A 17,947-nucleotide genomic window follows, 5' to 3' on the forward strand; every position below is an offset into this window, starting at 1 on the left:
CCTTGGATGGAGGAGGTGTGGGCACCTAGGCTGACCGCACAGTGGACCAGTTGGACCATCTGCTGGTCCTACTGACATCTTCTCCGTGACCGCCGGACGGGCCGGGAAGACCTGGATCGACCTCAGGAGCGAGCATGCGCAAGTCCATCGCGACCGTCTGCCTCAGCGGCACCCTCACCGAGAAACTGACGGCCGCCGCACGGGCCGGCTTCGACGGCGTCGAGATCTTCGAGAACGACCTCCTCGCCAGCCCCCTCGCCCCCGAGGAGATCGCCGCCCGCACTGCCGACCTGGGCCTGCGCATCGACCTCTACCAGCCCATGCGGGACATCGAGGCCGTCCCTGAGGAGCTCTTCGCCCGCAACCTGAGGCGTGCCCGGCACAAGTTCGAGCTGATGCGCAGGCTCGGCGCCGACACCGTCCTCGTCTGTTCCAGCGTCTGCGAGCAGGCCGTGGACGACGACGCCCTCGCGGCCGAGCAACTGGGCCGACTCGCCGACCTGGCCCAGGAGTCCGGCATCCGGGTGGCCTACGAGGCACTGGCGTGGGGACGGCACGTCAGCACGTACGACCATGCCTGGCGGATCGTCGAGGCCGCGGACCATCCGGCGCTCGGCACCTGCCTGGACAGCTTCCACATCCTCTCCAGGGGCTCCGATCCCAAGGGCGTCGAGGACATCCCCGGCGACAAGATCTTCTTCCTCCAGCTCGCGGACGCCCCGCTCATGGCCATGGACGTCCTGCAGTGGAGCCGCCACTACCGCTGCTTCCCCGGTCAGGGCGGATTCGACGTCGCCGGACTCCTGCGGCACGTCCTGAACGCCGGATACGACGGCCCGCTGTCCCTGGAGGTCTTCAACGACGTCTTCCGCCAGGCGGACGCGGGCCGCACGGCCCTGGACGGAATGCGCTCCCTGCTCGCCCTGGAGGAGAACGCCGGAGTATCCCCGCTTCCGGCCCCGGTGATCCCCTCGGGCGTCGCCTTCGCCGAACTCGCCACCAGCGACCCCGAACCCGTCGGCGAACTCCTCACGGCTCTCGGCTTCACCCGCACCGCCCGCCATCACGGCAAGCCGGTCGACCTCTGGGCACAGGGCGAGGCCCGCGTCCTGGTCAACGCGGGCACCGTCGGCCGCCGTACCGACACCACCCTGGCCGCCGTAGGACTGGAGACAGCGGATCCGGCCGCCTCCGCGCGACGGGCGGAAGCCCTGCTCGCGCCCGCCCTGCCCAAGCACCGCACCGCCCAGGACGTCCCGCTGGAGTCGATCGCGGCCCCGGACGGCACCGAAGTACTGTTCTGTGCCACCGGTCGGCCCGAACTCCCCAGCTGGACCGACGACTTCGCGGCCACGGCCGAGAGCGCGGGCGCGACCGCCCTCACCATCGACCACCTCGCGCTGACCCAGCCCTGGCACCACTTCGACGAGTCCGTGCTCTTCCACCGCACGGTGCTGGGCCTCAGCCCGCACGACACCGTCGAGCTCGCCGACCCCTACGGCCTGTTCCGCAGCCGTGCCCTGTCCGCCCCCTCCGACGGGCCCCGGCTGGTCCTCAACCTCGCGCCCAGTCCTGAGGAGGGCGGTGAGACACGGGCCAGGCACGTGGCGTTCGCCGTCGACGACATCGTCGCCGCCGTCCACCGCTTCCGGGCGGCCGGGGCAGCGCTGCTGCGCGTCCCGGCGAACTACTACGACGACCTGGAGGCCCGTTTCGACTTCGCCGAGGGGGAGTTGGAGACGTATCGCGAGCTCGGCATCCTCTACGACCGCGACGAGCGGGGCGGCGAGTTCCGGCACTGCTACACCGAGACCGTCGGCCACGTCTTCTTCGAGTTCGTGCAGCGATCCGGCGGCTACGCCGGGTTCGGAGCGGCCAACGCGCCCATCCGGCTGGCCGCGCAGCGCAGGTAGGAGTTCGGGAAGCGCCTTCAGGGGGGCGGGCCGGAGGTGTGTCATCATCCGCCGATGACCTCCGAAACGATCACCGCTGACGCGGCAGGCACCTGGACCCTCGGTGATCTCACCGTCAACCGCGTCGGCTTCGGCGCGATGCGGCTGACCGGCAGCGCGGCCTTCCACCTGGGCGCCCCGAGCGACCGGAAGCGGTCGATCGCCGTACTGCGCAGGGCGATGGAGCTCGGCGTCAACCACATCGACACCGCGGCCTTCTACTTCTCCTCGCTGCGCTCCGCCAACGAGCTCATCAACAGCGCGCTGTCCCCGTACTCCGACGACCTCGTCATCGTCACCAAGGTCGGGCCGTTCCGTGACTACTCGGGGGAGTGGGCCACTTCGGCCCGCCCGGACGACCTGCGCGGCCATGTCGAGGAGAACCTGCGGCAGTTGGGCCGCGACCACCTGGACGTCGTGAACCTGCGGCGGATGCGCCAGGACTCGATCGCCGAGCACTTCGGGGCCCTGGCCGAACTGCGCGAGGAGGGCCTGATCCGGCATCTCGGCGTGTCGGACGTCGAGCCCCGCCACCTCGCCGAGGCACAGGCGATCGCACCGGTGGTGTGTGTGCAGAACCGGTTCGGGCTCGACTCCCGCAACCCCGGCACCAACGAGATCCTGCGGATCTGCGGCGAACAGGGCATCGCGTTCGTGCCGTTCTTCGCCATCGCGGGCGAGGGCGGCTCCCACGGTGCCACCGACGGCCACGACGAGGAGGTCCTGGCCGTCGCGCGGGCGCACGGCGCGACTCCCGCGCAGGTCCGGCTCGCCTGGACCCTGGCCCAGGGCCCGCACGTCCTCGCCATCCCCGGCACCGGCAACCCCGACCACCTCGCCGAGAACATCGCGGCGGGCGCCCTCCGGCTCACCGACCAGGAACGGGACATGCTCGACTCACTGCGTCAGAAAGCCGGTTGAAAGGTCAGACGACCTACACGCCGTCCTCCATGACATGCCGCCCACGCATCTCGTGCACGCCGTTGAGGGCCTGCACGGTGTGCGGGCGCACCTGGAAGAACGCGTAGGAGGCGCTGTCCTCACGCGGATCCCAGCCCGTCTTCGCCCGGAAAGCCTCGATCGCCGCGGCCGGCACGTCCGTCCCGCCGTAGGTCCGCACCTCCCCGTCGATGAGCACGACGTCCTGCGTGTCCCCGAAGGCCAGCCGGGTGCGGCCGCCGTCGCGCAGGTTGCGGCCCGTGGGATTGGTGATCCTGGTGGACAGCCAGACCGACTCCCCGTCCCAGACGAACCACAGCGCGACCAGACACGGCAGCCCGTCGGCATCCGCCGAGGCCACCCAGATGTCCCTCTCCCGCTCCAGACGGGCCAGTACGTCCCGCTTGCGCTCCACGGCGGTCCGGCTCTCGGTGATCGTCATGACCGGGACGCTACCGCCCACCTCTCCCCGCCGCCTCGGTCCGTGGCCCTACGACCACGGACCGAGGCGCGGACCCATCCTGGATCCGTACGGCGGACCATGCCGACGGCCACCCTCGGCGCATACGCGGTTAGGCGGCGGGGCCGGACGGCGGCCCCGGGAGCCCCGAGCGGCTGCACGCCCCAGGGGCGGTCGTCCGCCGCGCAGGGCCCACGGCAGGTCTCTCGCCACCTGTCGTCCAGCCCCGCAGGGGTCCGTCCGGCGTCGAGGCTCTACGTGCCCGTCGAGCCCCGGGCGTGTGCTGCGGACCATGCCGACGGCCGCCCTCGGCGCATACGCGGTTAGGCGGCGGGGCCGGACGGCGGCCCCGGGAGCCCCGAGCGGCTGCACGCCCCAGGGGCGGTCGTCCGCCGCGCAGGGGCCCACGGCAGGTCTCTCGCCACCTGCCGCCCAGCCCCGCGGGCGCCCGCAACCGTGCGGTTCCCCTGCGGACCAGGCCGACGTCGAGGGCTTGACGTGCGTACCGAGGCGCGTCCGGGTTGTCGTAACCGTCCCCGGCAAGGCCCGCCGCGCAGCTGTCGAGCACACGGCCGCCTTCTCCACGCGGCCGGCAGTGCCTCGCAGGCGCCGGCAGCCCCGGCGGCCCATCCGGCCGACCATGTCGGCAATGAAGCCCTGACGTGCCCAACGAGGTCCCCGGCCGGGCTTGCCGTCGCCGCCCGACAAGGCCCCGCCGCCGTGGCGCGCAGGGGAGCCCCGCTCACCTGCGCCGACAGGCCACCCCTGCTCGCGGCCGACCCGCTCCGCCACGCGGTACGCGTCATGCCTCCGGCCCGATCCGCAGGGCAGGCCCTACCCCAGCCGTTCGTGCAGGAAGGGCACGGTCCTCTCCCAGGCGCGGGTGGCGGACTCGGGGTCGTGGGCCTCGGGGCGGCCGTCGTTGAAGAAGGCGTGGTTCGCCGGGTACAGGCGCAGGTCCGGGGTGATTCCGGACTGCTCGTGGACGGCCTCGCGCAGGGCGTCGAGGCTTTCGGCCGGGATGCTCTGGTCGAGTTCGCCGTAGTGGCCCAGGATCTCCGCCCTGAGGTGGGAGAAGTCGGGCAACTCGCCCTGGATCACGCCGTAGAACGGCACCGCGGCGCTCACCCGCGGGTCCGCCGCCGCAAGGTACAGGACGAATCCGCCGCCCATGCAGAAGCCGACCGCGCCCACGGTGTCCGAGGTGACCTCGTCCAGCGACAGCAGGTGGTCGACCGCGCCGGACAGCAGCTCCACGCCCCGCGCGACCGGCAGCGCCTGCATCATCCGCAGGGCCTCCGCGCTCTCGTGGGCGACATTGCCGCCGTACAGGTCGGGAGCGAGCGCGACGAAGCCCTCCGCCGCCAGCCGGTCGGCGACGTCGGCGATGTGGTCGGTCAGACCCCACCACTCCTGGATCACGATGACCCCCGGCCCGCTCCCGGACGGCGGCAGCGCCAGATAGCCGTGCGCGGTGGTGCCGCCGCTCGGGAAGGTGACGTTCTGGTGGGCGGGTGCTCCGGTCGACTTCGGCAGTTCGGCCATGGTGCTCGACTCCTGTGCGGTCCGGCGGAAGGGGGCGCCGGAGCCGTGACCCCGGCGGTGATCACCAGCCTGCCACGCACGGTACGGCCCGACGACAGGTGCCCCCGGGGACCGGACTGGCGCCGCCGAAGTTTTACGTATAACCTCTCCCGTCAACCACCCGTCCCGAGAGGCTCCGATGAGACGCGTCGCCCTGGTCACCCTCGTCGTCGACGACTACGACGAGGCGATCCGCTTCTACACCGAAGCCCTCGGCTTCCGGCTCGTCGAGGACGCCCCCCGCCCCGACGGCTCCCGCTGGGTCGTCGTTCGGCCGGACGAGCGCGAGGGCGGCACCGACCTGCTGCTCGCCCGCGCCAAGGACGAGGCCCAGCAGGGCCGGGTGGGCAACCAGACCGGCGGCCGCGTCGGCTTCTTCCTGCACACCGACGACTTCGCCGGCGACCACGCCCGCATGCTCGCCGCGGGCGTGACCTTCCTGGAGGAGCCCCGCCACGAGCCCTACGGCTCGGTCGCCGTCTTCCAGGACCTCTACGGAAACCGCTGGGACCTGCTCCAGCCCGCCGACTGACCCTCCCCGCCACCCCGTTCGACGTTCGAAGAAAGACCTCGCCATGACCGCTACGCGCGTAGACGCCGACCTGATCCGCCGCCTCCCCAAGGCCGTCCTGCACGACCACCTCGACGGCGGCCTGCGCCCCGCCACCGTGGTGGAGCTCGCGGCCGAGGTCGGCCACACCCTGCCCACCACCGACCCGGACGAGCTCGCCGCCTGGTACTTCGAGGCCGCCAACTCCGGCGACCTGGTGCGCTACATAGCCACCTTCGAGCACACCCTCGCCGTCATGCAGACCCGCGAGGGCCTGCTGCGCACGGCCGAGGAGTACGTCCTCGACCTGGCCGCCGACGGCGTCGTGTACGGCGAGGTGCGCTACGCCCCCGAGCTGAACACCAACGGCGGACTGGCCATGGCCGAGGTCGTCGAGACCGTCCAGGAGGGCCTGGCCGCCGGCATGGCGAAGGCCGCCGCCGCGGGCACCCCGGTGCGTGTCGGCACCCTGCTGTGCGGAATGCGGATGTTCGACCGGGTGCGCGAGGCCGCCGACCTGGCCGTGGCCTTCCGGGACGCCGGTGTCGTCGGCTTCGACATCGCGGGCGCGGAGGACGGCTTCCCGGCCGCCGACCACCTGGACGCCTTCGAGTACCTGCGCCGCGAGAGCGTGCCCTTCACGATCCACGCCGGTGAGGCCCACGGCCTGCCCAGCATCCACCAGGCCGTGCAGGTGTGCGGCGCCCAGCGTCTCGGCCACGGCGTACGGATCACCGAGGACATCCCCGACCTCGCGGGGGGCAAGCTCGGCCGGCTCGCCGGCTGGGTCCGGGACCGCCGTATCGCCCTGGAGATGTGCCCGACCTCCAACCTCCAGACCGGCGCGGCCACCTCGATCGCCGAGCACCCGATCACGGCTCTGAAGGACCTCGGCTTCCGGGTCACCCTCAACACCGACAACCGGCTGGTGTCGGGGACGACGATGACCCGGGAGATGTCCCTGCTGGTCGAGGAGGCGGGCTGGACGGTCGAGGACCTGCGCACAGTCACGGTGAACGCTCTCAAGAGCGCCTTCATCCCGTTCGACGAGCGCAAGGCCCTCATCGAGGACGTCGTCCTGCCGGGCTACGACGCCGCGCTCTGAAGCAGACCCCGTAGATAGGCGGCCTGTCCGACGTGCTGCAGATCGTCGGACAGGACGCTGACCAGTCGCACCCCCAGGGTGACCGGCGGATCCCAGTTCTCGTCCACGACGCGCTCCAGGTCCCCGGCCGACAGGCCGCGCAGGGCTTCGAGACTCTGCGTGTGCACGGCGTCGTAGTAGCCGGTGAGCAGGTCCGCGGAGTCGACCCGCACCTTGGCGACCTGTGCGGAGGTGTGGCCGTAGCCGATGTCACGCGGCTTCAGGTCGAGGCCGAACCGCTTCTCCCAGTCCTGTGTGAGCCACACCTGGTCGAGGCCGAAGGCGCCGGCGACATGGTCGTCCTGGACGCGGGTGAGATGCCAGACCAGCCAGGCGAGGGAGTTGGCGTCGGGGCCGGGACGGTGGTTGAGGTCGTCGGGGCCCAGGCCTTCGACGGCGGCGTGGACTTCTTCCTGGATGCGGCTGTAGCCGTCGATGAGGATGTCCTTTGCATGCATGACATCCACCATCGCGCATCGCGCCGCGTCAGGCGTCGGGAATCCAGCTCCCGTGGAAGCCCAGGGGCACCCGTCCCGGCAGATGGATCCGGGCCACCGGCTCGCCCGTGAAGTCCTGGGCCGCGAGAATCACCAGGTCCGAGGCCCCGCGCTCGGGGTTGTGGACATACGCGATCGCGTACCCGTCGTCCTCGGCGGCCCTGGGGTCGCAGGGGTCGGACGGCACGAACACGGCCTCGCTCGCCGCCGCCCCCCGGGGCAGCCGGTGCACCTGCGAGGTGCCCCTCAGCAGATCGTGCTTGATGAGCGCGTTGCTGAACGCCCGGTCGGGAGGCGGGTTGCCGTCGACCGCCTGATAGGCCACCGCCATCTCGGCGGCCGCCGCCGAGTAGCCGTAGCGGTGTCGGCGGGACACCAGACCCTCGTTGACCCGCGGGAACTCCTGCGGGCGGTCGTCGAGGGTCCGGACCCGCACCCGCCCCTGCCGCAGGTCCACCGTCCACCGGTCGAGCCGTGGGGTGCCCGCCCCGTACGGCCCGCCCGAGCCGTTGCCCGCCACGAGGAAGGGTGCGTCGAAGTTGGTCGTGTCGATGACCAGGTTCGGGCCCTCCTCGTACGCGTTGAGGGTGTGCGAGTAGTAGACCGGGTCCACCTCGAACCAGCGGACCGCACCGCCCTTGCGTGGCAGTACACCGATCCGCGCCGGATGCCGGTCGTTCCAGACGTACGGCACGATGTCGCCGCGCTCGGCGCCCGCCGGGTCGAAGGTGACCGGCATGTCGAGGATGATCACGTACCGCTCGGTGAGCGCGAAGTCATGGATCATCGGGGCGTCGGTCACCGGGATCCGCGTGCTGCGCGAGACGCGTCCCGCCGGGTCCACGACCAGGTGCCGCACATGGTCCCAGGTCGGGTAGTAGGCGATCGCGTGCAGCTCGCCGGCGTGGACGTCGAACTTGGTGTGCGCGGTGAACGCGCCCTCCAGGGTGCCCCGGAAGTCGTAGGTGCCCACGGTGTTCAGCTCGTCGTCGAGCTCGTACGGCAGAGGTCCGCTCTCCTGGAGCGCCAGGATGCGTCCCCGGTGGGGGATCACATGGGTGTTGCACGGGAAGTCGTCCGGCGGCACCGGACCCGGGTAGGGCTCGCCGAGTTTCTTCGCCACCTGGGAGGAGCGAACCCAGCGGTTGCGGTACCACTCGGCGCGTCCCTCGCCCAGCCGGACGCCGTGCACCATGCCGTCGCCGAGCATCCAGTGGTGGGCTCGGGGGTCCTCCAGGCCCAGCACATTGGGGCCGGTGCGCAGATAGCGGCCGTTCAGCTCGCGCGGGACCCGCCCGGTGACCGGCAGGTCGAAGGCCGTCAGTTCCTCGGTGACCGGCTTGAAGGCCCCCTCCAGAAAGGGGAAGTGGCGCGTCGGCGCCGGGCGGGGCACCGCGGAGGCGGGTCCCGCGCCCACTCCCGTGCCGGCCAGTCCGCCCGCGGCCGCGACCGCCGCCGCGCCACGCAGCACGTTCCGGCGGGTGGGGTTCGTCGTCCGTGCGGGGTGCGTCGTCTGTGCGGGGTTCGTCGTCTGTGTGGAGTCCGTCATCTTCCCTGCTCCTGACCGCGGTTGTCATCGGGGACGGTCATGAGTCTGGGGTGTGCGGCGGGTCGGGTCAGGAGGGGTGGACCCCGTCCTGGGGGTGGTGCCAGGCCCCCTCTTTCGCGCGGGGCGGCTCAGCTGTCCAGCAGCGCCATCAACGCCCGCGCCGCCGGACTGGTGGCCTGCGGGGGCGGCAGCAGGGCGACCGTCTCGTACACGGTCTCCCCGGTGCCCTTGACGGGCAGAGCCGTCAGCGACGGCCGCTTGTGCCGGAAGTGCTGCGGAACGACCGCCACCCCGAGGTTCTCGTCCACCAGGTCGAGAAGGCTGTGCACGTCGTTCACCTCCAGGGCGACCGACCGGCGCACGCCCGCCTCGGCGAAGACGGTGTCGGTGGTGCGGCGCGGCCCCCAGTCCGGGTGGAAGTCGACGAAGACCTCACCGCCCAGGTCCTCCGGGGTCACGGCCACGCCGGCCGCCGCGAGCGGATGACTCGGATGGCACAGCACGGTCATCGGCTCGCTGGTCAGCGGTACGGCCCGCAGCTGGTCGCTCTCCTCCCGCGTCCCCCGCACGGCGAACGCCAGGTCCAGCCGCCCGGCGGCGACCTCCTCGGCCAGTGCGCCCGAGCCCGCCTGCCGCAGAGAGATCTCCACGTCCGGGTGCTGGCGCCGGAACGCGGCCAGCAGCCCCGCCACATGCACCCCGGCGATGCACTGCTCGGAGCCCAGCGCGAGCATCCCGCGCAGCACTCCCTGCACCGCGGCCACCGCCTCGTGGGCCGAACGCACCTGCGCGAGGATCCGCTCGGCCTCCCCGAGCAGGGCCCGCCCGGCCGGGGTGAGCGTCACCCGGCGGGTGGTCCGCACGAACAGCGGGGTCTGCAGCTCCCGCTCCAGCGCCCGGATCGACGCGGACAGCCCGGACTGGGACACCAGGAGCCGTTCGGCGGCCCGGGTGAAGTGCTGGTCCTCGGCTACTGCCACGAAGTGCTGGAGATGGCGCAGTTCCATGATTGAGAAGCCTATCCGCTGAATTCCATCGGATTCTTCTGTTGGACCGATGCCCCCAGGTCGCGAAAGAGTGGACTTGGATTCACGACTTTGGTTCCACCGTGCCAACCCCTCTGGAGTCGCGTTGTACACCGCACACCCCGACCGCTACGCGGAGATGCCCTACCGGCGCACCGGACGCAGCGGTCTGAAGCTTCCCGCGATCTCGCTCGGTCTGTGGCACAACTTCGGCCCGGCGGACCGCACGGTCGAGACCCAGCGGGCCATCCTGCGCCGCGCCTTCGACCTCGGTGTCACCCACTTCGACCTCGCCAACAACTACGGCCCGCCGCCCGGCGCCGCCGAGGCCGCGTTCGGTGAGGCCCTCAAGGCCGACCTCGCGGCCTACCGCGACGAGCTGATCATCTCGACCAAGGCCGGCTATCTGATGTGGCCCGGTCCGTACGGCGAGTGGGGCTCCCGCAAGTACCTGCTGTCCTCGCTGGACCAGAGCCTGACCCGGATGGGCCTGGACTACGTCGACATCTTCTACTCGCACCGCCCCGACCCGGACACCCCCCTCGAAGAGACGATGGGCGCCCTGCACACCGCGGTCCAGCAGGGCAAGGCGCTGTACGTCGGCATCTCCAACTACTCCGCCGAGCAGACCCGTGAGGCCGCCCGCATCCTCGGCGAGCTCGGCACCCCGCTCCTCATCCACCAGCCGCGCTACTCGATGCTGGACCGGCGCCCCGAGGACGGCGGCCTGCTGGACGCGCTCGACGAGCTCCAGGTCGGCTCGATCGTCTTCTCCCCGCTGGAGCAGGGCCTGCTCACCGGCCGCTACCTCGATGGCATCCCCGAGGACTCCCGGGCCGCGAGCGACAGCCCCTTCCTGAACTCCGACGCGGTCACCGAGGACCTGGTCCAGCAGCTCCGCGAGCTCAACGACATCGCCAAGGGCCGCGGTCAGACCCTCGCCCAGCTGGCCCTTGCCTGGGTCCTGCGCGGCGGCCGGGTCACCTCGGCCCTCGTCGGCGCGAGCAGCCCGAAGCAGATCGAGGACAGCGTGGGCACGATCGCCAACCTGGACTTCGCCCCGGAGGAACTGGCGAGGATCGACGCGATCGTCAAGGCGTGACCGACGCGGCCCTCACAGCCGCGGGCAGTCGAACGGACCGGGCGCCGGCCTCAGAGGCCGGCGCCCGGTCCGTCTCGGTTCGGCGCGAAGGTGATCACGGGAGGTGAAGCCCGCTCAGCCGGTCCGCTCCTCGATGCGCACGGTCACCGTGTCGCCCGCGTCCTTGCCGATGGCCTTCCGCACCTCGGCCTTGACGGGCAGCATGTGGGTGCCGTCCCCGAGGGCCATGAAGGAGCTCTGGAAAGGGTGGCCGTCGATCGTGCCGCGGACCTTGACGAGACCCCGGGTGCCGAAGAACTCCACCGAGGCGGGCCAGCGGACACAGGTCCAGCCACCCTTCCCCGGGTTCCTGCTGAGGACGGCGGTGAATTCCGCGTCCACCTTTCCGGGCGTGGCCATGATGTTCTCCCTCGCTGACGGCTTCCTCTTCAAGAGACCGCCGGCGAGGGGAAAACTCATCGTGGCCCTCCCTCACGCCCCCGCGGGCACCCGGTCCAGGAAGCCGTGCACCGTCCTGATCCTGCCGTCCTCGTCGAGCGTGATCACGTCGGATCCGGCGACGGGGGCCGATCCGTCCTCGCCCACGAGCTCCCAGGAGAAGCGCGCGGTGTCGTGATGCCCGTCGACGGGGCCGCTGATCCGGAAGGTGAAACCGGGGAACTGCTCGTGGGCCGCCGCGATCACCGCGGTGATCCCGTCGTGGCCCACCACGTCGGCGAGAGGGTCGGTGTACCCGCCGTCCGCCGCCCAGGCGGCTGCCACGGCCTTGGCGCGGGCCTCCGGCTCACGCGTGTTCCAGGCTTCGAAGTAGCGGGCGACGGCACTCTCGTAGCGGTCGGTGTTCGCGGACATGGGAAATCAGCCTCCATCGAGGTCGTCTGTGCTGGTGGGACCTGGTGAGACAACCTTGCCCGCGGCGCCGGGAACCGTCGATTACTTCCCGGGTCATGGCGTTTGACCGTGTACCCGTCAGGTTTCGGCCAGGAGGTGGGGCGAATATGCCAGGAGACTGGCCAAAAAGACGTGGTGACAGTGTTTCAGTAGTGAACATACTCGACTGACAGGACCTTCACATCGAGCGAAGTGCCCGTCACGCACAGCAGCAAAGACACGCGTACCGCACGAGAAGCGCACGGAAAGCGAGGCCCTGCAGGCAGGCGAACGAGCAAGCGGGGGAGTGGATCGTGCACGACGAATTCCTGTGCCACGTCACGGGTTACGGCATCTGCGACGGACGGCGCATCGGCGTACCCCTCGGTACCTACCGCGCGCCCACTCTCGCCCTCGCCCTGTGGTGGCTGCGCGACCGGGCCTCGTGGATCGCCGACCGATTAGACCCCCAGCCCGAGGCCCCGTACTTCCCGGTGGGCGCCCTCGCCCCCGTCGCCGCCACCGTGCTGGACGTGCCCGCCGTGATGCGGGCCTGGTGCGCCGACCTGTACCAACAGGATCTGGTCGCCGACGAGTTGGCCGCCGGCCGGCTGGTCCGGATCGCCGCGAGCGACGACACCACGGAGTACGAACTGCTCGCCGAGTCCGTGGACGCCGTGAGAATGCACCGGATGGCCTCGGCGCTCTTCACCCCCGTGGCGTGAGCCGCCCCCGCCCCCGCGCTCCGCACCCGTGCCGCCGCCGATCCGCGCCACCAGGCGGCCAAAGGGGTGAATCGGTAGAATTCTGGCATGGCGGACCGGTCGATCGCACCGACGGCGCCCGAGCTCGTCCTGGAGACCGACACCGGCTCCACGGTGATGAGTCCGGGCCACGACTACCACGTCGGGCGCGACCCGCTGAGCGACATCGTCATCGACGATGCCCGGGTCTCGTGGCACCACGCGGTACTGCGACCCGAGGCCGACCATTGGACCCTCGAGGACGAGAACAGCACCAACGGCACCTATGCCGACGGCCGCCGCGTCCACGAGTGGGACGTCGGCCCCGGCAGCGTCATCCGCTTCGGCAGCCCCTCCGACGGCCCCTGCGCGGTCCTGCTGGGCATCCCCACCCCCGAGCGCCCCTCGGCGGTCTCGATGCCCGGTCTCACGGGCACCTTCCGCCGGCCCACGGCGGTACGCCCACTGCCCACCCGCACGGTCCGGATCGGCCGCGCCGACGACAACGACCTCGTCATCGACGACCTGGTCGTCTCCCGCCACCACGCTGAGCTGCGCGCCCTGCCCGACGGCAGCTACGACATCGCCGACCTGGGCAGTCACAACGGCACCTACCTCAACGGCCGGCCCGTCACGAGCGCCCCCCTCGGCCCCGGTGACATCGTCGGCATCGGCCACTCGGCGTTCTGCCTGGTCGGCGACACGCTCCAGGAGTACGTCGACACCGGCGAGGTCTCCCTCGACGTCCAGGACCTCACGGTCGCCGTCGACCGCGGCCGCAAGACCCTGCTCGACCACGTGTCCTTCCCGGTGGGGGAGAAGTGCCTGCTCGCGGTCGTCGGCCCGAGCGGCGCCGGCAAGTCCACGCTCCTGAACGCCCTCACCGGCCAGCGCCCCGCCGACCACGGCACGGTCCTGTACGACGGCCGCGACCTGTACCGCGACTACGCCGAGCTGCGCCAGCGCATCGGCCTGGTCCCGCAGGACGACATCCTGCACGCCCAGCTGACCGTCCGCAGCGCCCTGTCCTACGCCGCAGAGCTGCGCTTCCCACAGGACACCGCGAAGTCCGAACGCCGCGAACGGGTCGACGAGGTGATCCGCGAGCTCGGCCTGGAACAGCGCGCCCGGCAGCCCGTGCACAGCCTGTCGGGCGGACAGCGCAAGCGGGTCAGCGTGGCCCTGGAACTGCTCACCAAACCGTCCCTGCTCTTCCTGGACGAACCGACCTCCGGCCTGGACCCCGGCATGGACCGCTCCGTGATGCACATGCTGCGCGGCCTCGCCGACGACGGGCGCACGGTCATCGTGGTCACCCACAGCGTCCTGAGCCTCGACGTCTGCGACCGCCTCCTGGTCCTCGCGCCAGGCGGGAGGATCGCCTACTACGGTCCGCCCGAGGACGCTCTCGCCTACTTCGGCTTCACCCAGTGGCCCGAGGCCTTCGAGGCGTTCGAACGGGACCAGGACCGCGACTGGGCCGGCGACTTCCGCGGCTCGGCCTTCCAGCACCAGTACGTCACCGAGGCCACCGCACAGCCCCGGACGCCCCGCTCCGAACCGGTCATCATCGCGCCCCCGCCCAGGCCCCGCAGTCGTGGCGCCCAGCTCGGCACCCTGATCCGCCGCTACACCGCCGCCCTCGGCGCCGACCGCACCTTCCTCGCCATCATGATCGCCCTCCCCTTCGTCATGGGCGCCATGGCCCGGGCCCTCGCGGGCAGCCGACTCACCCGGGACACCGCCATGAACGCCCTGCTCATCCTGTGCGTCGGAGGCGTCCTCACCGGCGCCGCGAACGCCGTGCGCGAGCTGGTGAAGGAGCGGGTCATCTACCAACGGGAGCGAGCCGTCGGCCTGTCCAGATCGGCGTACCTGATGTCCAAGGTCGTCGTCCTGGGCACGATCACCGTCGTACAGGCGGTGGTCCTGACCCTGGTCGCCCTCCTCGGCGTCGATCTCAACGCGCCCGGCGGCGAAGGCGTGCTGATGCCGCCCCTTGTGGAGATCACGCTCGCCGTCGCCCTGCTGGCGTTCACCGCGATGATGCTCGGCCTGCTCGTGTCCGCCTTGGTGCGCAAGGAGGAGGTGACGATGCCGCTGCTCGTGCTGCTGGCCATCGTCCAGGTCGTCTTCTGCGGCGCCCTGCTGAAGCTCGACGGCGTGCCCGGCCTGGAACAGCTGTCCTGGCTGGTGCCCTCGCGGTGGGCGCTCGGCGCGATGGCAGGGACCATCGGCCTCGCCCGGATCGTGCCCGGCGACCTCACCGGCGATCCGCTGTTCAAGCACTCGGCGGGCGTGTGGCTGCTGAACATCGGCATGCTGGTCGTCCTCTCGGTGTTCTTCGGATACCTCGTCTCCCGACTGCTGCGCCGCCACGAACCCGCCGTCATGCGGAAGTAGGCCGCCGATGACGACCCCTGGCTTCCGGCCCACCCATGTCGTCCCCGGGTACGGCATGCCCGCCTGGGAGGCCCCCGACCCCGCCCGCCCCACCGTCCCCCTCGACCCGCTCCTGCCCGTCCAGCTCGTCGAGCGGCGCGGCGACTGGGCGTACGTCCTGTGCGCCAACGGCTGGTCCGCCTGGGTCGACGGCCGCCACCTGGTCGCCGTACCGCAGGATCCCCCCGCCCCCGAAAGCCCGCTCACCCGCGCCGCCGACCCGCGCCCCCTGCTGGCCCGCGCCGACGAGACCCTCGCCCGCTACCGGGCCGCCGTCGAGGAGCTGGCCGGCGGGGGTCTCGACGGGGAGGCCTTCCGCGGCCGCACCCGGGGACTGCGGATCGGGGTGGTCGTCGACGGAGAGCACGTGTGGCTGTACGACGCCCAGCACGGACGCTGGGTCTACGCGGACGGGACCCGGCTCAGCACCTACGCCACCGACGAGGCACCCCGCGCGACCGCCGACAGCCCCGGGCACGCCCCCACCCAGGTGGTGACCCCCGATGGCTCGTGAGACCAGCCTCTTCTCCGGCAGCCCCTCCGAACTGGTCGGCCGGCAGATCGCGAGCTACCGCATCGAGCAGGAGATCGGGCGAGGCGGCATGGCCGTCGTCTACCGGGCCCGGGACCTGCGCCTGGACCGCACGGTGGCGCTGAAGCTGCTGGCCCCGGAGCTCGCCCGCAACGACACCTTCCGCAACCGCTTCAGTCACGAGTCCCGGGTGGCCGCGGCGCTCGACCACCCGCACATCGTCCCCGTCTTCGAGGCCGGCGAGACGGACGGCGTGCTGTACATCGCCATGCGCTACGTCGCCGGCAGCGATCTGCGTCATCTCCTCGACCGCCAGGGGCCGTTGCCGCTCCCGACGGCGCTGCGGATCGCCGCCCAGGTCGCCTCCGCGCTCGACGCGGCCCACGAGCACGGCCTGGTCCACCGGGACGTGAAGCCCGGCAACATCCTGGTCTCCCGGGGCACCGACAGCGACCATCCGGAGCACGTCTACCTCACCGACTTCGGTCTCACTAAGAAGTCCCTGTCGCTGACCGGGTTCACGACGGTCGGCCAGTTCGTCGGCACCCTCGACTACGTGGCCCCGGAGCAGATCTCCGGCCGCCCGGTCGATGGCCGCTGCGACGTCTACGGCTTTGCGTGCGTGGTCTACGAGTCCCTCACGGGCCATCCGCCCTTCCGCCGCGACGACGACATGGCCCTGCTGTGGGCCCACCAGTACGACGCGCCCCCGGCGTTGACGGAGTGCCGCCCCGAACTCCCCTCCGGGCTCGACGGCGTGTTCACCAAGGGCCTGGCCAAGAGTCCGGACGACCGCCACGACTCGTGTCTGGCCTTCGTCGCGGGCCTTCGCTCGGCCGCGACCGGCGGTCACGCGCCGACGGAGGTCGCCTTCGGGCCCGTAGCACCAGAGGAGACCAGGCCGAAGCTTCCGCCGCGGTGGGCCGAGCCGATGTTCCGAGGAGGTTAGCGGCATCGTGCTGGGCCGCGGCGGCGCCCCTTCACCCGCTGCTGCCCAGGCCGCTCAGCGGCACCCGGCGAGCCAGTACCCTGCGGTGGCGGATGCGCCGGCCGCCTCCTTGCGGTCGAGCTCCCCGGCGTCCACTAGATGGCCGTCCACTCGGTGACGGCCAAGCGGTCTTCCAGAGCCGGCGCCATGCGGTGCCCTCTCCTCGGCTGAGCGCACCCTGTCACGCCCCGCGTCACACGTCAGCCGGTGTGATCTCCCCTTGGCGCCGCACCGGCCGTGCCGACAGCGCGCCCAGGAAGCCGGTGACCAGGCCCCACAGCGCGCCGAGGCCCACCGCCGGCCAGAGTTCCGGCTCGAGGAACAGTTCGCCGCTCAGACCGCCGCCGAGGTCGCCGATGCCGAGGACCGACAGGCCGTAGTGGGCGGAGATCCGGCCCATGAGGCAGATCATCAGGACCGTCAGGGCGAGCGCGACCGCCAGGCGCACGGCGTGCTGCCAGGCGCGGACGTGGGCGGGGGAGCGGGCCGCCATCAGGAACGCGACCGAGAGCAGCAGGACCGCGTCGACGACGACCAGCCACCAGACCCGGCCGTCGTGCTCGGCGAGGGTGTGAAGATTGAGCGTGGCGGTGTCCTTGGAGCGCAGGACCTCGTCGAGGAGGTGCGGCATGGGCAGTCCGAAAGGGCCCTCCACCCGGCCGTTCCAGGTGGCGCCGAGACCGATGGTCAGGGCGAGCCAGACCAGGTTCGGCAGGCCCAGCAGGATCACCGCGAGTGTCTCGGGCGCATGACCGCGGGTCACTGCGACCACCAGGGCGACGAGGGTCCCGAGGGCGACGTACGCGAGGAGGAGCACGACCATGGCGTGCGCGGCGGGTCGCACCGACTCCTGGAGCGGCAGCAGTCGCCCCGGCAGGGGGGCCCGGCGCGAGACCAGCAGGGCCAGCACCAGGACGCCGGCCAGCCACAGCAGGCCGAACAGGACGGTCTGCGGCACGTCCGTGGTGAAGCCGACCTCGGGGGAGACGCCGAAGAGATCACCCAGGTCGCTCAGCGAGTCGTCGCCGAGGGAGAGCTTGAACGTCTGTCGGGCCGCGTAGGCCAGGGCGAGGAGCGCGAGCAGCCACAGGACGGCGATGCGGGCGGCCCATGCGGCCAGTTCCCGGCTGCCGGCGACGGCCCGGTGCCGCAGCGGCCGCAGGAAGCCCGCCCCGAGCACCAGCGCACCGGTCAGCGTGACGGAGAGGGGGATCACCGTGAGCCCGGCCCTGCTGTCGGCGAGTCCTCCCGCACTGCCCGAAAGCTTGACCGTGCCGCCCACGGCCGTGACGACACTCGCCGCCACGACCCGGGGGAAAGCCTGGTCCGGGAGGTCGACCGCGCCCGCCGCCCACAGCCCGAGCGCTGCCACCACCCCCATGGCGACCAGCGCGACCAGGACCGTCGTCACGGCCTGGGGCCAGCCGTGGCGAGCGACGACTGCCTGGTCGGAGCGGGTGTGCGGGATCACCCTGCCACGCTAAGCAGCCCAGGGGCGGCGCGCCTGCCGGGAGGTCCGTCCGCGTCCGCTTGCGGGCGGCACCGGACCGGAGCAGACAATGGAATGTCG

Annotated in this window: 17 protein-coding genes; 9 read left to right on the forward strand and 8 right to left on the reverse strand. The window is 71.7% G+C overall.

Features of this window, described 5'->3' with window-relative positions; translation table 11 throughout:
* Positions 1-134: 134 nt before the first annotated feature.
* A complete protein-coding gene (locus D1369_RS38530; protein ID WP_007379819.1) occupies positions 135-1,913 on the forward strand; it encodes a sugar phosphate isomerase/epimerase and 4-hydroxyphenylpyruvate domain-containing protein in 1,779 nt (592 codons plus the stop codon).
* A gap of 54 nt (positions 1,914-1,967) precedes the next feature.
* Positions 1,968-2,873: an oxidoreductase gene (locus tag D1369_RS38535; protein ID WP_037898854.1), complete on the forward strand. Its 906-nt coding sequence runs from the start codon at positions 1,968-1,970 to the stop codon at positions 2,871-2,873.
* A gap of 13 nt (positions 2,874-2,886) precedes the next feature.
* On the opposite strand, the gene D1369_RS38540 is transcribed toward D1369_RS38535, so the two are convergent.
* Together D1369_RS38540 and D1369_RS38545 are read right to left on the reverse strand one after the other, a co-directional pair.
* Complete coding sequence (locus D1369_RS38540; protein ID WP_037898852.1) at positions 2,887-3,333, reverse strand: pyridoxamine 5'-phosphate oxidase family protein; 447 nt, start codon at positions 3,331-3,333, stop codon at positions 2,887-2,889.
* Between the two features lie 852 nt (positions 3,334-4,185).
* Positions 4,186-4,896 carry a dienelactone hydrolase family protein gene (locus D1369_RS38545; protein ID WP_007379816.1) on the reverse strand — a complete coding sequence of 237 codons (711 nt, stop codon included), beginning with the start codon at positions 4,894-4,896 and terminating at the stop codon, positions 4,186-4,188.
* Between the two features lie 178 nt (positions 4,897-5,074).
* Here D1369_RS38545 and D1369_RS38550 point away from each other — a divergent pair, with 178 nt between their 5' ends.
* Positions 5,075-5,467 carry a VOC family protein gene (locus D1369_RS38550; RefSeq protein WP_007379815.1) on the forward strand — a complete coding sequence of 131 codons (393 nt, stop codon included), beginning with the start codon at positions 5,075-5,077 and terminating at the stop codon, positions 5,465-5,467.
* Positions 5,468-5,510: 43 nt separating this feature from the next.
* A complete protein-coding gene (locus tag D1369_RS38555; RefSeq protein ID WP_118082950.1) occupies positions 5,511-6,590 on the forward strand; it encodes an adenosine deaminase in 1,080 nt (359 codons plus the stop codon).
* On the opposite strand, the gene D1369_RS38560 is transcribed toward D1369_RS38555, so the two are convergent.
* From D1369_RS38560 to D1369_RS38570, 3 genes are all read right to left on the reverse strand, one after another.
* Positions 6,572-7,087 (reverse strand): DUF664 domain-containing protein, encoded by a 516-nt coding sequence (locus D1369_RS38560; RefSeq protein WP_007379813.1) that lies wholly within the window; start codon positions 7,085-7,087, stop codon positions 6,572-6,574. The two genes, D1369_RS38555 and D1369_RS38560, sit on opposite strands and share 19 nt — an antisense overlap.
* Positions 7,088-7,115: 28 nt before the next feature.
* A complete protein-coding gene (locus tag D1369_RS38565; protein WP_118082952.1) occupies positions 7,116-8,675 on the reverse strand; it encodes a carotenoid oxygenase family protein in 1,560 nt (519 codons plus the stop codon).
* Positions 8,676-8,803: 128 nt separating this feature from the next.
* On the reverse strand, positions 8,804-9,682 hold the full coding sequence (locus tag D1369_RS38570) for a LysR substrate-binding domain-containing protein (RefSeq protein ID WP_007379811.1): 879 nt from the start codon (positions 9,680-9,682) through the stop codon (positions 8,804-8,806).
* 124 nt (positions 9,683-9,806) lie between these two features.
* Here D1369_RS38570 and mgrA point away from each other — a divergent pair, with 124 nt between their 5' ends.
* On the forward strand, positions 9,807-10,802 hold the full coding sequence (gene mgrA / locus D1369_RS38575) for an L-glyceraldehyde 3-phosphate reductase (protein ID WP_118082954.1): 996 nt from the start codon (positions 9,807-9,809) through the stop codon (positions 10,800-10,802).
* Between the two features lie 114 nt (positions 10,803-10,916).
* Here the strand turns inward: mgrA and D1369_RS38580 are convergent, their stop codons facing one another.
* Together D1369_RS38580 and D1369_RS38585 are read right to left on the reverse strand one after the other, a co-directional pair.
* On the reverse strand, positions 10,917-11,201 hold the full coding sequence (locus tag D1369_RS38580; RefSeq protein ID WP_007379809.1) for a DUF1905 domain-containing protein: 285 nt from the start codon (positions 11,199-11,201) through the stop codon (positions 10,917-10,919).
* A 72-nt stretch (positions 11,202-11,273) separates the two neighbouring features.
* Positions 11,274-11,654, reverse strand: coding sequence for a nuclear transport factor 2 family protein (locus D1369_RS38585; protein WP_007379808.1), 381 nt, complete (start codon positions 11,652-11,654; stop codon positions 11,274-11,276).
* Between the two features lie 332 nt (positions 11,655-11,986).
* Between D1369_RS38585 and D1369_RS38590 the strand changes: the two genes are divergently transcribed.
* From D1369_RS38590 to D1369_RS38605, 4 genes are all read left to right on the forward strand, one after another.
* On the forward strand, positions 11,987-12,397 hold the full coding sequence (locus D1369_RS38590; RefSeq protein ID WP_007379807.1) for a hypothetical protein: 411 nt from the start codon (positions 11,987-11,989) through the stop codon (positions 12,395-12,397).
* A gap of 87 nt (positions 12,398-12,484) precedes the next feature.
* On the forward strand, positions 12,485-14,818 hold the full coding sequence (locus D1369_RS38595) for an FHA domain-containing protein (RefSeq protein WP_007379806.1): 2,334 nt from the start codon (positions 12,485-12,487) through the stop codon (positions 14,816-14,818).
* Positions 14,819-14,825: 7 nt separating this feature from the next.
* Positions 14,826-15,371, forward strand: coding sequence for a hypothetical protein (locus D1369_RS38600; RefSeq protein WP_007379805.1), 546 nt, complete (start codon positions 14,826-14,828; stop codon positions 15,369-15,371).
* Positions 15,361-16,338, forward strand: a complete 978-nt coding sequence (locus tag D1369_RS38605; protein WP_007379804.1) for a serine/threonine-protein kinase — start codon at positions 15,361-15,363, stop codon at positions 16,336-16,338. Before D1369_RS38600 ends, D1369_RS38605 begins: the two co-directional genes overlap by 11 nt.
* 232 nt (positions 16,339-16,570) lie before the next feature.
* Here the strand turns inward: D1369_RS38605 and D1369_RS38610 are convergent, their stop codons facing one another.
* Complete coding sequence (locus tag D1369_RS38610) at positions 16,571-17,848, reverse strand: streptophobe family protein (protein WP_007379803.1); 1,278 nt, start codon at positions 17,846-17,848, stop codon at positions 16,571-16,573.
* Between the last annotated feature and the right edge of the window lie 99 nt (positions 17,849-17,947).

Source organism: Streptomyces sp. CC0208 (assembly GCF_003443735.1).
Classification (GTDB): Bacteria; Actinomycetota; Actinomycetes; order Streptomycetales; family Streptomycetaceae; genus Streptomyces; species Streptomyces sviceus.

What these genes read in the sequence shown, in the direction of transcription:
- D1369_RS38570 (WP_007379811.1), bottom strand. Translation starts at nt 9,682, where the DNA reads ATGGAACTGCGCCATCTCCAGCACTTCGTGGCAGTAGCCGAGGACCAG.
- D1369_RS38565 (WP_118082952.1), bottom strand. Translation starts at nt 8,675, where the DNA reads ATGACGGACTCCACACAGACGACGAACCCCGCACAGACGACGCACCCC.
- D1369_RS38560 (WP_007379813.1), bottom strand. Translation starts at nt 7,087, where the DNA reads ATGCATGCAAAGGACATCCTCATCGACGGCTACAGCCGCATCCAGGAA.
- D1369_RS38530 (WP_007379819.1), top strand. Translation starts at nt 135, where the DNA reads ATGCGCAAGTCCATCGCGACCGTCTGCCTCAGCGGCACCCTCACCGAG.
- D1369_RS38605 (WP_007379804.1), top strand. Translation starts at nt 15,361, where the DNA reads ATGGCTCGTGAGACCAGCCTCTTCTCCGGCAGCCCCTCCGAACTGGTC.
- D1369_RS38545 (WP_007379816.1), bottom strand. Translation starts at nt 4,896, where the DNA reads ATGGCCGAACTGCCGAAGTCGACCGGAGCACCCGCCCACCAGAACGTC.
- D1369_RS38595 (WP_007379806.1), top strand. Translation starts at nt 12,485, where the DNA reads ATGGCGGACCGGTCGATCGCACCGACGGCGCCCGAGCTCGTCCTGGAG.
- D1369_RS38555 (WP_118082950.1), top strand. Translation starts at nt 5,511, where the DNA reads ATGACCGCTACGCGCGTAGACGCCGACCTGATCCGCCGCCTCCCCAAG.
- D1369_RS38580 (WP_007379809.1), bottom strand. Translation starts at nt 11,201, where the DNA reads ATGGCCACGCCCGGAAAGGTGGACGCGGAATTCACCGCCGTCCTCAGC.
- D1369_RS38585 (WP_007379808.1), bottom strand. Translation starts at nt 11,654, where the DNA reads ATGTCCGCGAACACCGACCGCTACGAGAGTGCCGTCGCCCGCTACTTC.
- D1369_RS38540 (WP_037898852.1), bottom strand. Translation starts at nt 3,333, where the DNA reads ATGACGATCACCGAGAGCCGGACCGCCGTGGAGCGCAAGCGGGACGTA.
- D1369_RS38550 (WP_007379815.1), top strand. Translation starts at nt 5,075, where the DNA reads ATGAGACGCGTCGCCCTGGTCACCCTCGTCGTCGACGACTACGACGAG.
- D1369_RS38535 (WP_037898854.1), top strand. Translation starts at nt 1,968, where the DNA reads ATGACCTCCGAAACGATCACCGCTGACGCGGCAGGCACCTGGACCCTC.
- D1369_RS38600 (WP_007379805.1), top strand. Translation starts at nt 14,826, where the DNA reads ATGACGACCCCTGGCTTCCGGCCCACCCATGTCGTCCCCGGGTACGGC.